General features: G+C 58.2%; 17 protein-coding genes. 14 read left to right on the forward strand and 3 right to left on the reverse strand.

The annotated features are described in order from the left end of the window. Window positions 1–10 precede the first annotated feature (10 nt). Window positions 11–289, forward strand: coding sequence for a hypothetical protein (locus AC2FD9_RS14120; protein WP_282169928.1), 279 nt, complete (start codon window positions 11–13; stop codon window positions 287–289). Window positions 290–395: 106 nt separating this feature from the next. Beyond that, a complete protein-coding gene (locus AC2FD9_RS14125; protein ID WP_282169927.1) occupies window positions 396–809 on the forward strand; it encodes a universal stress protein in 414 nt (137 codons plus the stop codon). A gap of 2 nt (window positions 810–811) precedes the next feature. Here the strand turns inward: AC2FD9_RS14125 and AC2FD9_RS14130 are convergent, their stop codons facing one another. After that, on the reverse strand, window positions 812–1,147 hold the full coding sequence (locus tag AC2FD9_RS14130; protein ID WP_058273314.1) for an ArsR/SmtB family transcription factor: 336 nt from the start codon (window positions 1,145–1,147) through the stop codon (window positions 812–814). Window positions 1,148–1,378: 231 nt separating this feature from the next. Here AC2FD9_RS14130 and AC2FD9_RS14135 point away from each other — a divergent pair, with 231 nt between their 5' ends. The 7 genes from AC2FD9_RS14135 to AC2FD9_RS14165 all read left to right on the forward strand — a co-directional run bounded on the left by AC2FD9_RS14135 (window position 1,379) and on the right by AC2FD9_RS14165 (window position 6,363). Continuing rightward, window positions 1,379–1,711, forward strand: coding sequence for an AtpZ/AtpI family protein (locus AC2FD9_RS14135; protein WP_058273313.1), 333 nt, complete (start codon window positions 1,379–1,381; stop codon window positions 1,709–1,711). A 2-nt stretch (window positions 1,712–1,713) separates the two neighbouring features. After that, a complete protein-coding gene (locus AC2FD9_RS14140) occupies window positions 1,714–2,472 on the forward strand; it encodes a F0F1 ATP synthase subunit A (RefSeq protein WP_058278975.1) in 759 nt (252 codons plus the stop codon). Between the two features lie 48 nt (window positions 2,473–2,520). Continuing rightward, the gene (locus AC2FD9_RS14145; protein WP_005981269.1) at window positions 2,521–2,745 is read left to right on the forward strand and encodes a F0F1 ATP synthase subunit C; all 225 of its coding nucleotides are present in this window, start codon (window positions 2,521–2,523) and stop codon (window positions 2,743–2,745) included. An 86-nt stretch (window positions 2,746–2,831) separates the two neighbouring features. After that, the gene (locus AC2FD9_RS14150; protein ID WP_058278974.1) at window positions 2,832–3,383 is read left to right on the forward strand and encodes a F0F1 ATP synthase subunit B'; all 552 of its coding nucleotides are present in this window, start codon (window positions 2,832–2,834) and stop codon (window positions 3,381–3,383) included. 5 nt (window positions 3,384–3,388) lie between these two features. Next, a complete protein-coding gene (locus AC2FD9_RS14155) occupies window positions 3,389–3,949 on the forward strand; it encodes a F0F1 ATP synthase subunit B (protein WP_496837458.1) in 561 nt (186 codons plus the stop codon). Between the two features lie 131 nt (window positions 3,950–4,080). Further along, entirely contained in the window at window positions 4,081–5,016 is a 936-nt protein-coding gene (locus AC2FD9_RS14160; protein ID WP_496837459.1) for a hypothetical protein, read from the forward strand. Between the two features lie 93 nt (window positions 5,017–5,109). After that, the gene (locus AC2FD9_RS14165; RefSeq protein WP_496837460.1) at window positions 5,110–6,363 is read left to right on the forward strand and encodes a glycosyltransferase; all 1,254 of its coding nucleotides are present in this window, start codon (window positions 5,110–5,112) and stop codon (window positions 6,361–6,363) included. A gap of 7 nt (window positions 6,364–6,370) precedes the next feature. Here AC2FD9_RS14165 and AC2FD9_RS14170 read toward each other — a convergent pair whose 3' ends face one another. Beyond that, a complete protein-coding gene (locus AC2FD9_RS14170) occupies window positions 6,371–7,138 on the reverse strand; it encodes an FCD domain-containing protein (RefSeq protein ID WP_496837462.1) in 768 nt (255 codons plus the stop codon). A gap of 155 nt (window positions 7,139–7,293) precedes the next feature. Between AC2FD9_RS14170 and AC2FD9_RS14175 the strand changes: the two genes are divergently transcribed. The 5 genes from AC2FD9_RS14175 (at window position 7,294) to AC2FD9_RS14195 (ending at window position 13,914) form a co-directional block, all read left to right on the forward strand. After that, on the forward strand, window positions 7,294–8,493 hold the full coding sequence (locus AC2FD9_RS14175; protein ID WP_282120834.1) for an aminotransferase-like domain-containing protein: 1,200 nt from the start codon (window positions 7,294–7,296) through the stop codon (window positions 8,491–8,493). Window positions 8,494–8,538: 45 nt separating this feature from the next. Then, window positions 8,539–8,934: a hypothetical protein gene (locus AC2FD9_RS14180; RefSeq protein ID WP_496837464.1), complete on the forward strand. Its 396-nt coding sequence runs from the start codon at window positions 8,539–8,541 to the stop codon at window positions 8,932–8,934. Window positions 8,935–9,073: 139 nt separating this feature from the next. After that, window positions 9,074–12,529, forward strand: a complete 3,456-nt coding sequence (locus AC2FD9_RS14185; RefSeq protein ID WP_496837465.1) for a chromosome segregation SMC family protein — start codon at window positions 9,074–9,076, stop codon at window positions 12,527–12,529. 54 nt (window positions 12,530–12,583) lie between these two features. Continuing rightward, complete coding sequence (locus tag AC2FD9_RS14190) at window positions 12,584–12,934, forward strand: hypothetical protein (RefSeq protein ID WP_058273303.1); 351 nt, start codon at window positions 12,584–12,586, stop codon at window positions 12,932–12,934. A 182-nt stretch (window positions 12,935–13,116) separates the two neighbouring features. Continuing rightward, window positions 13,117–13,914 carry a class II glutamine amidotransferase gene (locus tag AC2FD9_RS14195; RefSeq protein ID WP_282120838.1) on the forward strand — a complete coding sequence of 266 codons (798 nt, stop codon included), beginning with the start codon at window positions 13,117–13,119 and terminating at the stop codon, window positions 13,912–13,914. Between the two features lie 52 nt (window positions 13,915–13,966). Here AC2FD9_RS14195 and AC2FD9_RS14200 read toward each other — a convergent pair whose 3' ends face one another. Beyond that, the gene (locus tag AC2FD9_RS14200; protein ID WP_496767204.1) at window positions 13,967–15,130 is read right to left on the reverse strand and encodes a lytic murein transglycosylase; all 1,164 of its coding nucleotides are present in this window, start codon (window positions 15,128–15,130) and stop codon (window positions 13,967–13,969) included. Window positions 15,131–15,140: the final 10 nt, after the last annotated feature.

Below are 15,140 nucleotides of genomic sequence, written 5' to 3' on the forward strand. Positions count from 1 at the left end.
GGAGGGAATGATGAAGCAAGCTATTCTATTTGTCGTCGGTGCGATGTTATCCGCCTGCACGCAAGGAGGGGGGCAGGGGTCTTCAGAGACCGACCTTCAAGGCAGTTGTGAGGCGCTCGTGTCGGCTGAGACGGGTGTTCAGGCCGCTGACGTCAACGTGGTTTCGACTGAATCGGTACCGACTGGAACAATCACGACAATTGAGGTCACTGGCGCTCAGGCACCGTGGTTGTGTCTTGCGGATGCAACGGGAGTGATCATCGGTGTCGAGTATAGTCAGGAAGGCTAGCTGAGAACGGGCCAAACTGACGGAAATGGTCGCGGTCATCTACATGAGGCAGATCAATGTGCTCTTTTTCTGAGCCCGCTAACATCGCCGGCAGGAGGAAGATGCCATGTTTAGTCACATTATGATCCCGGTTGATATTCACCTGCCGCCGGAAATTCGCAAAGCTCTGGATGTCGCGGCGCAAATGGCGAGATGGCAAAACGCCCGGATCACGATCGTCAGCGTGACCGGAACCCAGCCGGGCGACGTCACGCATTCAGACGCGGAGATTAGCGCCGAGTTGCAAGCCATTGTGGATCAACTTACTGAGCAGAGCGGTTCTGAAGTTTCGGCACGCAATATCCATTCCGTAGATGTAGCTGCCGAGGTAGACGGTGACCTGACGCGCGCCGCCGAAGAGATTGGGGCCGACCTAATCGTCGTTGGGACGCACGCACCGCGCATCACGGACCACATCTTTTCCAGCCATGCCGGATATCTGGCCAAGCATGCCAAAGTATCGGTGTTTGTCGTCAGATAGGTCTAGGGATCGTCTGTTGCTGGTAGTTCGACTTCCAGAAATCGTTCAAACGCATCCAGATTGACCGGTTCGAACTGACCGAACCCCTGCATCCAGACGGATGCCGCGCGCAGCGCATCCGGTTCCAGCTTACACCACTTCACCCGCCCGCGCTTTTCCTGGCTGATCAACCCGGCTTTGGTCAGGATGATCAGATGTTTCGAGATCGCCGCCAGCGACATCTCGAACGGGTCGGCGACGTCGGTGACGGCCATGTCATCCTCAAGCAGCATCGCAAGGATGGCGCGGCGGGTCGGGTCGGCGAGGGCCGCGAAAACGGTATCGAGGTCATTGGACATGCTATCGCTCAATCACAGCGCCCGGTTTTGGTCAACCATTTGGTTGAATATACGAATTGAGTGGTTTTTACGCGCGCCGATGGATCGGGACATTTTAATGGTGCTTCAATTGCATGAATAAATTGCATAAATTCAATTACTTAACCTGCGGAAGGTCGGACATTTAACACCGTTGACTCTGTGCCTTGCGCCCCTTAGCACCCTACCCAAGACTGTGCGAGGGAATTGCCCGTGACCGATGATGACCAAAAGCAGCGTATGGCGCAGCTGGAGGCCAAGATCACAGCGGCGAAAAAGGCCAAAGCGCCAAAGCCTCGTGCGGATGCTGACGTGTCCGGGGGCGAGCTTGCCTGGAGGATGGTCATCGAAATGGTTTCCGGTCTTGGGATCGGATTTGGCATCGGATACGGGCTGGACAGCCTGCTCGGGACAATCCCGATCTTTCTGGTGCTGTTCACATTGCTGGGCCTTGTCGCGGGCGTGAAGGTTATGCTCCGCAGCGCGAAAGAGGTTCAGGAGAAACAAGCGGCTGCTGAGGCGGCCGATAAGGACGAGAGGGACTGAACGTGGCAACTGAGACCACCGCAGCAGAAGGCAGCAGCCTGGTTTTCCATCCGATGGATCAGTTCATCGTTAAACCGCTTTTCGGTGACGGTGCGATTGCGTGGTACACGCCGACCAACGTGACTCTGTGGTTGTTTCTGGCTATTGCGGCGATCTTTGCCCTGCTGGTTCTCAGCACCTCGAAACGTGCCATTGTTCCGACCCGGATGCAGTCTGTTGCTGAGTTGGCCTATGGCTTCATCTACAAGATGCTGGAAGACATTTGCGGTAAAGAAGGCGTGAAGTACTTCCCCTATGTCATGACCCTGTTCATGTTCATCGTCTGCGCGAACTTCCTGGGCATGTTGCCCATGTCTTTCACCACCACGTCGCATTTCGCCGTGACCATCCCGCTGGCGCTGGCTGTGTTCCTGACCGTAACCGTTCTGGGTTTCGTCAAGAACGGCGCAAGCTTCCTAGGTCTGTTCTGGGTGTCCAGCGCACCGCTGGCACTGCGCCCTGTCCTGGCGATCATCGAGCTGATCTCGTACTTCGTGCGTCCGGTCAGCCACTCCATTCGTCTTGCCGGTAACGTCATGGCAGGCCACGCGGTTATCAAGGTTTTCGCAGGCTTTGCCGCGATTGCCGTGATCTCACCGGTGTCCGTTCTGGCGATCACCGCAATGTACGGCCTCGAGGTCCTCGTGTCCTTTATTCAGGCCTACGTATTCACCATTCTGACCTGTGTTTACCTGAAAGATGCGCTGCATCCTTCGCACTAAGGTCCGATACCCAAACATCGAAACTTCCAATTCGTAAGGAGAAACATCATGGAAGGCGATCTCGCACACATCGGCGCAGGCCTGGCAGCAATCGGTTCCGGCGCAGCCGCAATCGGGGTGGGCAACGTAGCAGGCAACTTCCTGGCCGGCGCCCTGCGCAACCCTTCGGCGGCTGCTTCGCAGACCGCAACCCTGTTCATCGGTATCGCATTCGCAGAAGCCCTGGGGATCTTTGCATTCCTGGTCTCGCTGCTGCTGATGTTCGCCGTCTAATCTGCGGAACCTGATCCTTACGCGCAGGTGGGTCCAAGCCATAGCGGCCCACCTGTTGTAAAGACAACGTTCCGACGGAGGACATCATGGCGACTGAACCCCTTGCCAAAGAAGTAGCTGGCACCTGCGTCGACGCCTACGGCTCGGCCATCGGTATGCCGCAGCTCTGCTTCGATTGGTTTCCCAACCAGATTTTCTGGCTGGTCATCACGCTGGTCGTCATCTTTCTGGTCCTGTCTCGCGTGGCCTTGCCCCGCATCGCGGCAATCCTGGCGGAACGTCAGGGGACCATTACAAATGACCTGGCTGCGGCCGAAGATCTGAAGGCCAAAGCGGTCGAGGCTGAAGAGGCCTACAACAAGGCGCTGGCCGATGCCCGTTCTGAGGCACAGCGTATCGCAGCGGAAGCCCGCGCGGAAATCCAGTCAGGTCTGGATGACGCGATTGCCAAGGCAGACTTGGAAATCGCTGCAAAGGCGGCTGAATCGGAAAAGGCTATTGCCGATATCCGTGCCGGTGCGCTGGAAAGCATTCAAGTGGTTGCCAAGGATACGGCAGCTGAACTGGTCACAGCACTGGGCGGCGAGGCAGATGCCAAGGCCATCGACAGTGCAATTGACGCGCAGACGAAAGGATAAGTGACATGCGGAATACTCTTGCCCTTATCCTGACCGTCGGTGCCGCCAGCCCTGCGCTGGCTGCAAGCGGCCCGTTCTTCTCGCTTGGCAACACCGACTTTGTGGTCACTCTTGGCTTCATCGTTTTCATCGCGGTCCTGTTCTACTTCAAGGTTCCGGGCATGATCGGTGGCGCGCTGGACAATCGCGCCGATGGCATCAAGTCCGAACTGGACGAAGCCCGCGCCCTGCATGAAGAGGCACGCAGCCTGTTGGCCTCGTACGAGCGCAAGCAGCGTGAAGTGCAGACCCAAGCGGATGCCATCGTGGCTGCAGCCAAGGAAGACGCTATTCTGGCGGCAGAACAGGCAAAGGTCGATTTGGAGAAATCCATCGCCCGCCGTCTGGCAGCAGCTCAGGACCAGATCGCTTCGGCTGAGGCGTCAGCTGTCAAGGAAGTCCGCGATCAGGCCATCACAGTTGCGGTATCGGCTGCCAACGCGGTTCTGGCCAGGCAAATGACCGCGGCACAGGCGAACAAGCTGATCGACGCGGCCATCGCGGATGTTGGTGATAAGCTGCACTGATAGCTTCCAACGCCGTTTCGACAAAGAGTGACCCGAAGGCTGATCGCTTTCGGGTTTCTTTTCTTAGGAAACTGCTCTTGGCGATGTTTTTGGCGTGAAATACCCTGCGCGAAACCTGAGGGAGAGTTGCTATGATTGACACAGCACCTGCGATTGCCGATCCAGCACCGGTCTGTCTGTTCGCTTTCAACCGACCCGATCACGCTGCGCGGACCTTGCGGGCGCTTGCTGCGTCGCCTTTGGCGGCGCGCACCGATGTAATTGCTTATCTAGATGGGCCGCGTTCGGCAGATGATGTTATCCCGGTTGCGGAAACCCGAAAGGTGATTGAAGCGCAGACTGGCTTTGCCACTCTTACATTGCGCGCACGTGATGCTAACGCCGGGTTGGCCCAGTCGATTCAGGAAGGCGTTACCGCTACGATGCAGTCTTATGGCAGGGCGATTGTTGTAGAAGATGACATTGTGACCTCGCCCGCGTTTCTCACCTACATGAACCGCGCGCTGGATCGATACCAAGATGACCCGCGGGTCTGGCATATCGCAGGATTCAACGAAGACCTTCCTCCCTTGTTGGATCGGCGTGGTGCGGTTTTCTGGCGCTTCATGAGCTGTTGGGGATGGGCCAGCTGGGCCGACCGCTGGCAGCATTTCGAACGCGACCCGAAAAAACTGGTTCAACAGTTTTCCGATGATGACATTCATCGGTTCAACCTGAGCGGGGCCGAGGATTTATGGGGTCAGGTACAAGGCAATTTGCGCGGTGACATTCGGACCTGGGCGATTTTCTGGTACGCAACGATTTTCAGGCAGGATGGCCTTTGTCTGTCCCCTTGCAGGTCTTTTGCCGAGAATATCGGCCTGGACGGGTCTGGTACCCATTGCGGACCAGTGGACGAGGTTGAGCCAAAAGATCTCTGCCATGACTTTGACCTGCCACTTCCCGACGATGTCACCGAAGACAAGGTCGCGCTCGAGGCGCTGCGGGCGCATTTCAGCTATAGACCGGATCGTTTGACCCGTTTAAGACGCAAGATCAGAAGGCTGGGGGCTAAACTTCTTGGTTGATTGGCGTCATTTGAAAATGGGGATGTCAGTTGGCGACGAAAATCCAAAGGCTCTGACGATTGGACGTCGGCCATCTTCACGGAATTCGTTCCAATGCGCGTAAACCATATTAGCCATAGCTATTCTGGCGGAGGTGCCGCCATCGCTGCCCGCAGGCTGCATCTTGCCTTGCTGTCCAAAGGGACGAATTCGCACATGACCGTCGTCGATGGCCCGGACGAGGATCGGATAACAAAATTTGCGCCACGGAAAACACTAAAGCGGCTTTGCCAGCGTGAATACGCACGTCATCTGCGAAAGAAATATGCAAGAACTCAGGTCAACGGGTTGGCGTCTCTTGGTCTGGCAAGGTCGGGTCTGGCCGCGTATCTGAACAGCCAACCGTCGCAAATATTAAATTTGCATTGGGTGAATTCCGACATGATTTCGATTGCCGAGATCGGAGCGGTGAAACATCCCGTGGTCTGGACGTTTCATGACATGTGGCCGTTCTCCGGGGCCGAACATGTGAGCGAGCTGGACAGGTGGCGTGACGGTTACGTGTCATCCGAATTCAGTGGTTTTGACCTGAACCGCTGGGTCTGGAAAAGAAAAGCCGCGCATTGGAAAAAACCTTTCCAGATCGTTTGCCCCAGCAATTGGCTGGCTGACTGTGTTCGGCAAAGTGCGTTGATGCGCGATTGGCCTGTCACCGTGATCCCCAACGCAATCGATACCGATTTCTGGGCACCTGTCGAAAAAGCCCAGGCGCGCGCCGATCTGTCACTGCCTCAGGACGCTCCGCTGGTATTGTTTGGTGCCGTCCAAGCGACTCAGGATCCCAACAAAGGCTTTGCCCACCTCGTCGAGGCTATGCGACGGGTGCATTCCGCCGTTCCTGATGTTCAGGCAGTTGTATTTGGTAGCGACAAGATCGATGCCGAATTTCCTTATCCGATCCATTTCATGGGGCGGATTAGCGACAACCGGGTGCTGAAGCGCATTTATTCGGCTGCAGATGTCTTTGTATTGCCATCCCGGCGCGAAGTGCTGGGATATACAGGTGTCGAGGCCATGTGCTGTGGCGTTCCGGTCGCAGGTTTCAAAACCAGTGGGTTGTCGGATCTGGTTCCAAATCAAAGCCTGGGGTATTTGGCGCGACCATTCGAGGCAGAAGACCTCGCGCGAGGTGTTATCTCGATCCTGCAGAACCGCCACAATGAAACCGGGTTGGCCATGTCAGGTACTGCCCGGCAACATGCCGTGGACAGCTTTGCAGAGGCTGTGGTCGCTGGCCAATATCAGGCGCTCTATGAAGAGATCGCTGATAGCACTGAGTATGGAATTGGCGCAACATCAGAGTGTTGACACCCGCCTAATCTTCGGCCTCGTGCATCAATTTTTGTTTAGCGATGTTTTCGTTGCGTTCGGCCTTCTTCCCGTCCCAAAGGCATTGTTCGACATAGGTTAAGTGCATGTCGACAGCGGCTCGGGCAGCGGCCGGGTCGCGTGCCTGAAGCGCGGTGTTGATGGCGCGGTGCTGGTCCAGGATGGCCTCGCGCGTCGTTTGCTGCCGGAACATCATCTGGCGGTTATAGAACACGCCTTGCCGCAACAGATCGAACATTGACCGCATCATATGCAGCATGACCACATTATGGCTGGCCTCGATGATAGCCATGTGGAATTGCGCGTCCAGTTGCGCCTCATCTTCGGTCGCATTGCTGGTATGGGCGGCTTCCATCTTGGCAAAAATCGTCTGGACCACCTTCAGGTCGCTTTCCGACCCCAACCGGGCCGCGCGTTCGGCCGCCAACCCTTCCATGTCGCGCCGGAACGAGAGGTAATCGAACACCGCCTCGTCATGGCTGCCGAACAGCCGGATTAGCGCCGGGGAGAAGGCTGAGCCTAGAACCTCGGCCACATAGATCCCGGATCCTGCTTTTGCTGTCAGCAACCCTTGGCTTTGCAGATCCGCGATCGCGTCGCGCAGGGACGGCCGGGATACGCCCAGCCGCTCGGCCAATTCGCGTTCGGCGGGCAGACGTTCGCCGGGGCGCAGTATGCCGCGCAGTATCAGCAGTTCAATCTGGCGAACTACCGCGATTGAAAGCTTTTCGGTCTGAACTTTTTGAAAAGGCATGCGGGCGTCATTCCGGAAATTGGTCAAATGATATGACCACGGATGGCGGCGAGGTTCAAGAATGCGGGGTCACGTGGTCTAAAATATTAGGTCAGCATTGTTGACTTTGTGATGTTCCTCTCTACGCTGGCCATGACTGAGAGCGGAGGAGACTCATGTCTACGCACGAATTGTTCGCCACGCGGGCATCCCGGATGAAAGCGTCTGAGATACGCGAATTGTTAAAGCTGTTGGATCAGCCGGGGATCATCTCTTTTGCAGGCGGCATCCCCGATCCCGCGTTGTTTCCAGCCGAAGGGTTCGCGGCCGCCTTTCAAGCTGCGTTGGGGCCTGACCAGCAGGCTCAGGCGCTACAATATTCCGTCAGCGAAGGTTACGTCCCGCTGCGGGAATGGCTCGTCGACCACATGCGTTCAATCGGAGTGGAATGCGGGCTTGAGAACATCCTGATCACGTCAGGCTCGCAGCAGGCATTGGATTATCTGGGTAAACTCTATCTGTCGCCGGGCGATACTGCGCTGGTCGGATGGCCGACCTACCTGGGCGCATTGGCTGCATTCAATGCTTATGAACCACGTTTTGACCGGCTCAGCATCAATGGCAACCGGGGCGCGGCAGAATACGCGGCGTCAGCGGGCGAAGGCGCGGTCAAATTTGCCTATCTATCGCCCGATTTCGCCAACCCGACAGGCGAAACCGTGGATCTGCGGGGGCGGGAAGCGCTGCTGGATCTGGCGGATGAGTTGAACTGCGCGGTGATCGAGGATGGCGCCTATCAGGCCCTGCGTTATGACGGTAATGCCATCCCCCCGGTTCTGGCACTGGAATTGGCGTGCAAAGGGTCGATTGAGGATTGCCGCACGATCTATTGTGGAAGCTTTTCGAAAACCTTGTCTCCGGGGTTGCGGGTTGGTTGGGTCGTGGCGGCAAAGCCAGTGATTTCTCAATTGGTGTTGATGAAACAGGCTGCCGATCTGCATTCGGCAACCATCAACCAGATGGCCATTGACCAGGTGGCACGGGTTTGTTTCGACACGCATATCCCGATGCTGCGTCGTGTCTACGGTGCCCGTCGCGACGCCATGTTGCAGGCGTTGCAGGACCATATGCCCGATGGCGTGCAGTGGACCAAGCCGGAAGGTGGCATGTTCGTGTGGTTGACATTGCCGGTCGGTACAAACGGGGCCGAACTGCTAGCCCGGGCGCTGGACACGGTCAAAGTCGCCTTTGTCCCGGGTGGGGCCTTTTTCCCGGACGGCAGCGGGACCAACACGATCCGGTTGAGCTTCTCGAACTCGGATGAGGATACGATCCGCGAAGGTATTCGCCGATTGGGCGAGGTTCTGCGCGCCTGACCGGCGGAAAGGTTTTGTTAACCTTGATGGCGCAATGCTGGGGGTATGATCCGGTATCTGTCCCTCCTAGTGCTGGCCGCTTGCTCGGCCGGCACGCCCCACTTTCGCGATGTGCCTGCGACCCGTGTGGCGGTGAACGGCAGTGTATTTGATGTGCGGGTCCGCGATCAACTGGCCGAGGCTGTACGCATCAACTCTCAATATGCTCCGCGCCTTGGCCCCATTCGCGACCGGGCCGCACTGGCTATGGCACAGGTGTCGGGTTGCCCGTTGTTGGATGTTCTGGGCGATGCTGCAGTCACCGTGGGCATTCTGGGATGTGACCGGGAACTTGGGCAAAAGCTGATTTTCGGCAGCCTTCTTCGCGGTCCCTATGAATGTATCGACTATGGCTACTACGAAGACTATGGATATCAGGTTTTTGAGTGTGCTCCTTACTGAGATACGCGCTTTTTTGCGTATTTTGGCAAGATATTGTGGATAACTTGGCGTGAAATCCCATATCCTGCGTTACTCCGTTGACTCACCCCCAATGGGTTGCGCAGACTTCCAGATATAGGAATCATGGGACGAGCGGCTTTTGCGTTTCAGCAAACTCAAACTCACCGGCTTCAAAAGCTTTGTTGACCCGACCGATCTGATTATCGCGGATGGGTTGACCGGTGTGGTGGGCCCAAATGGCTGCGGCAAGTCCAATCTTCTGGAAGCGTTGCGTTGGGTAATGGGTGAAAACCGCCCCAAATCCATGCGCGGTGGCGCGATGGAGGATGTGATCTTTGCCGGGGCCGCAACGCGTCCGGCCCGCAATTTTGCCGAAGTTGTCCTGACGATGGATAACTCGGAACGTTTGGCGCCTTCGGGGTTCAATGACAGCGATCAGTTGGAAATTGTGCGTCGCATCACCCGCGATGTCGGCAGCGCTTACAAGACCAACGGCAAAGATGTTCGGGCGCGCGATGTCCAGATGCTTTTTGCCGATGCCTCGACCGGCGCGCATTCACCTGCACTGGTGGGGCAGAACCGCATTGCCGAGCTGATCAACGCCAAGCCCCGCGCGCGTCGCCGCATTTTGGAAGAGGCAGCCGGTATCTCGGGCCTTTATCAGCGCCGCCACGAGGCGGAGCTAAAGCTGAAGGGCACCGAATCCAACCTGACCCGTGTGGATGACGTTCTCGAACAGCTTGGCACCCAATTGGCGCAGCTTGCACGGCAGGCGCGTCAGGCGGCGCGGTACCGTGAGATTGGGGAGCAACTACGGCAGGCTGAAGGCATGCTGCTCTATCGCCGCTGGAAAGAGGCTGACATGGCCCGCCAACAGGCCGAAGACGTCTTGCGCGAGCGGGTCACCGAAGCCTCGCGCGCGGAGGCCGAAGCCCGCGCCGCCAGCGCCAAGCGGTCTGAAATCGAGGAAATTCTGCCGCCTCTGCGCGAGGAAGAGGCAATCGCCGCCGCCGTCTTGCAACGACAGCAGGTACAGCGCGACCAACTGGCTGATCAGGAAACCCGCGCGCGTCAGACGATCGAGACGCTGACCAACCGAATTCAGCAATTGGCCAACGATATCGAACGCGAAACCGGCCTGAACCGGGACGCGGGCCAGATGATTGAGCGTCTGGAATGGGAAGCGCGCGAACTGGCCAAAGCGGCAGATGGGCATGACGACAAAGTGGCTGAGGCCGCCGAGATCGCGCGCGAAGCCGCATCCGTGCTGCAAGATCGAGAAGATCACCTGTCGCAGGAAACCGAAGATGTGGCGCGTCTTGTGGCGCGTCACCAGTCGGCTCAGCGTTTGGTCGAAGACAGCCGCAAGACGCTGACCCGGTCCGAAGGCGAAGAAGAGAAAGCCCGTGCTGCGGTAGACGAAGCTCGCAATGCTTTGACCCGCGCCAGCGAAGCGTTTGAGGAAGCGCAAGAGGGTGAGGAAGAAGCGCGCGAGGCCGCTGAGGCCGCCGACGAAGCGCTGGCCGCAGCGGACGAGCTGCGCAATGAAACGCAAGCGAGAGAAGCCGAAGCACGCGCTCAGCGGTCTGAGGCCGAGGGTGAACTGGGCGCGATCCGTGCCGAGACATCCGCCTTGGCCAAGCTGGTCGAACGGGATACCGCCGAAGGCGGGCAGGTCTTGGATCTGCTGCGGGTCGAGCCCGGCTATGAAAAGGCGCTGGGGGCGGCACTGGCTGATGACCTGCGTACACCGTTGGTCGATGCCGATGGACCATCCGGTTGGGTGCAGGTGTCAGGCTACGATGCAGATCAGCCCCTGCCCGATGGGGCAGAACCATTGGCGTTGCATGTCTCGGGCCCAGACCGCCTGAGCCGCCGGATCGCTCAGATCGGATTGGTTGATGCGGATCAGGGCGCGCGGCTGCAAGCCTCATTAAAGCCGGGGCAGCGTCTGGTGTCCCGTTCGGGTGACTTGTGGCGTTGGGACGGGTTCCGGGCATGGGCCGAAGATGCGCCAAGCGCTGCAGCTTTGCGGTTGGAGCAGCTCAACAAGCTTGAAGCTCTGAAACAGGAGCTTACCCGCGCCGAAGCGCAGGCTGATGGTGCACGTGCCGCACATGAGGCGCTGTCGCAGCAACTGGCGGATGTCACCGAGGCAGACCGCCGGGCCCGCGAAGCCCGACGCGCCGCCGATCAGCGGATGGCGGAATCCGCGCGCGGGCTGAGCCGGGCCGAGGCTGACCGCAATCTGGCGCAGGGCAGGTTGGAAACGCTTACCCTTGCCGTTGATAGACACAAGGATGATGCCATGTCTGCCCGCGCGCAACTGCGCGAGGCCGAAGGCGCTCTGGCCGGCCTGGGTGACGTCGACAGCGCGCGCGCGCAGGTCGAGGATATCAAACAGACGGTTGAGGCCGCGCGGATCACCATGCTGACCCATCGCTCATCCCATGATGAGCTGCGCCGCGAAGGCGAGGCACGAACCCGGCGGGCCCAGGAAGTGACCAAGGACCTCAGTGGCTGGCGGCACCGACTGGATTCAGCAGAAAAACGTATCGCGGAATTGGTCGAACGCAAGGATAGCTCTGAGGAAGAACTGTCTGAGGCGATGGCCGCCCCGGGTGAGATCGCCGAAGCCCGCGAAGAACTGAACGAGTTGATCGAGACAGCCGAGGCCCGGCGTGCCGAGGCCGCCGACAAGCTTGCCGAGGCTGAGACGCAGCAGCGCGAAGTTGTGCTGGCCGAGCGAGAAGCTGAACGTTTGGCGTCTGAAGCCCGCGAATCCCGTGCAGCGGCTGAGGCGCGCTGTGACGCAGCCAAAGAAAGCGTCGTGGCAGCTGCTGAGCGGATCGCTGAAGATCAGCAGCTGACGCCGAACCAGTTGCTGAACCAACTGGATGTGAATCCTGACCAGATGCCTGCAGCCGACACGCTTGAGGCCGAAGTAAACCGCCACAAGCGCCAGCGAGACGCGATGGGTGCGGTGAACCTGCGGGCCGAAGAAGACGCCAAGGAAGTTCAGGAAGAGTTCGATACGCTGAACACCGAAAAGGCTGATCTGGAAGAAGCGATCAAGGCCCTGCGCAGTGGGATTGCCAGCCTTAACCGGGAAGGCCGCGAGCGTCTTTTGACCGCGTTTGAGCAGGTGAATTCGAACTTTGCCATGCTGTTTAAGCACCTGTTCGGTGGCGGTGAGGCGAATCTGGTCATGGTCGAAAGCGACGATCCGCTGGATGCCGGGCTGGAAATCATGTGCCAGCCGCCGGGCAAGAAGCTATCCACCCTCAGCCTGCTTTCGGGCGGCGAGCAGACCTTGACGGCGACCGCGCTGATCTTTGGCGTCTTCCTCGCCAACCCCGCGCCGATCTGTGTGCTGGATGAGGTCGACGCGCCACTGGATGACGCCAACGTCACCCGTTTCTGCGACCTGCTGGACGAAATGTGCCGCCAGACGGACACTCGCTTCCTGATCATCACCCACCATGCGGTGACCATGGCGCGGATGGATCGGCTGTTTGGCGTGACCATGCAGGAACAGGGCGTCAGCCAGTTGGTTTCGGTCGATCTGAAAAAGGCCGAACAGATGGTCGCCTGATCGTTCACTGCAACGTTATGCCTCAATCGCCGCGTGGCGGGTTAAGGTGGCAGCATGACCCGATATCTGATCTTTGCCTTGTTGGCTGCCAGCCCGGTTGTGGCGGCGGAATGGCCAACAAAACCCGGAGATGTCCCGCTTTCATCTGCCGAGCTGGACGCCCTCGCGGGGCGAACGCTGACCTTCTATGACGACGGACAGTCCAAGTTTTCGGCTGGTGGGGCTTATTCCTTTACCTACGCCAGCGGGGATTCCGCGTTTGGGACATATTCCATTGCCGACGACGGCAGTGTCTGCATCGCGTATCGTAACGGGTTCAGCCGCTGCGATCTCTACGTACGCAGCGGTAAGCGCCTAGTTTTGATTGACGAGAAAGGCGACCGATACCCGGTCCGGCCTGAATGAGTTTGGATGCCGCCTCGACGATCAGGCATTGGATCCAAGTACGGCATTAGCTGATTTAAAATTCGCGTTTTGCGTTGTCATTTGATCGAAATAATACCGAATGCCCGCGAAGAATGGTGAGTTTTCTTATCTGAGCCGGTGGTATGCTCTCAAAAAAAATTCATACTCAATGGGGCTAACAGATGTGCCGATTTCTGGCTTGGGCAGGCGCAAAGCGTTATCTAGATGAATTGGTTCTGAACCAAGAGCAATCGCTTGTCATTCAGAGCCGAAATGCTCTGATCGGAAAGACGCCGATCAACGCAGATGGATTTGGCCTTGCCTGGTATTCCGAACGTGAGACGCCTTGTTTTTACAAGGACACTAACCCCGCCTGGTCGGATGCCAATCTGAAACAGCTTACGCATCACACCCGGTCGCATCTCTTTCTGGCCCATGTGCGGGCATCAACGGGTACTGCAACTTCGCGGAACAACTGCCACCCGTTTGGTGTTGGAAAATGGAGTTTTATGCATAATGGGCAGGCCGGAGGGCATGACCGTATCCGGCAGGAGTTGGACGGGATGATACCACCTGACCTCTACAGCCACCGGCTTGGCGCAACCGAAAGCGAAGCGATTTTCCTGATTGCCCATGGCGAAGGTCTGGATATCGATCCGATCGGCGCCATGGAGCGGGCAGTCCAACGTGTCGAAGATCTGTCACGACGCCGAGGTACAATGCCATATCTTCGCTTTGCCGCTTGTTGGTCGGACGGCGATCGCCTTTTTGCCGCCCGATATGCCTCGGACCGCTTTGCCCCAAGCCTCCACTACAAGGCGTGTAAGGATGGGTTCATTATTTCGTCCGAACCGTTGGACGCGAATAGCGGCGAATGGACTGAAATCCCTGCCAATACGGCGATTGAAACGCGGGGAGGGGCGTTGACTTCACACGCGTTTGAACCAAAAGCGCCGCATCACCGCGCCGAGGTTGCATAACTCTGTGGTGTTGCGTCCGGATGTGTCCCGTCTGTGCGGGACGCATCGGGGCTCATAACTGATTGAGCAAATCAGCTGTTGGCCACGCATCCGCGGGCAACCCCAGCCGTGCCTGTTCGGCCTGAACGGCAGCCCGCGTGCCGGCACCCAGAATACCATCGATCTTGCCCACATTATGCCCACGCGCTTGAAGCTTGGTCTGCAATTGCTTCATCTGCGCGCCCGACAGGCCTTGTGGCGGGGAACCTGCGTCATAGATTTGGCCGCCCTCCAACCGCGTACCGAAATAGGCAGCGGTCAGGACATAAACAAAGCTCTGGTTCCATTCGAAATAGACGTCAAAGTTTGGGTAGGCCAAGAATGCGGGGCCGTTGCGACCCTGTGGCAGGATCAGCGACGCGGGCAGATTGGCCAGAGATCCGCTGCGCGCTTGAACGCCCATCGCCTGCCATTCGGATACGGACCGCGACTTGCCGGGGCCGGACAGGGACCAGTCCATCTGGGCGGGAACAGTTACCTCCTGCAGCCAGGGCTCACCCGGACGCCAGCCCAGATGCGACAGCATCTTGCCGCCCGACATCAGCGCATCCGGGGCTGAGGTTTTTAGCGAGACCTTGCCGTCGCCATCCCCGTCCACGCCATTTTCCAGAATGTCGCGGGGCAACATCTGCACCATACCGATCTCACCTGCCCAGGCTCCGGTCGTGCGGTTGGGGTCGAAATCCCCTTGGGTGTAGAGCTCGATGGCTGCAAAAACCTGTGGTCGGAACAACTCAGGTCGGCGGCAGTCATGCGCCAGAGTGACCAGAGCGTTGCGGGTGTTGAAGTCACCTTGTACCGCGCCATAGTCGGTCTCGAACGCCCAGAACGCCAGCAGTACACCGCGCGACACGCCATATTCCCGCTCAATCCGGTCAAACACCGCATCGTATTTGCGAGACATGGATTTGCCGCGATCAATCCGGTTTTGCGAAATCAGACGGCGTGAAAAATCGATGAACGGTATTTGGAATACGCCTTGCGCCCGATCCGCCTTTAGAACCGCGCTGTCCTGCTGAACACCTTTGAAAAAGCTGTTCACGGTGGATTTATCGAACCCTTGCTGAACGGCCTCGGCCTTCAGACCCTTCACAAAGGAATTGAACCCGCCGCCACATTGGGCCAGGGCGGGAGAGGCGAGCAGGGTGGCGGCAATGATGCCCGAGAGTAAACGCATTTTAGGGTCC

Source organism: Ruegeria sp. YTSC230, from assembly GCF_059609665.1.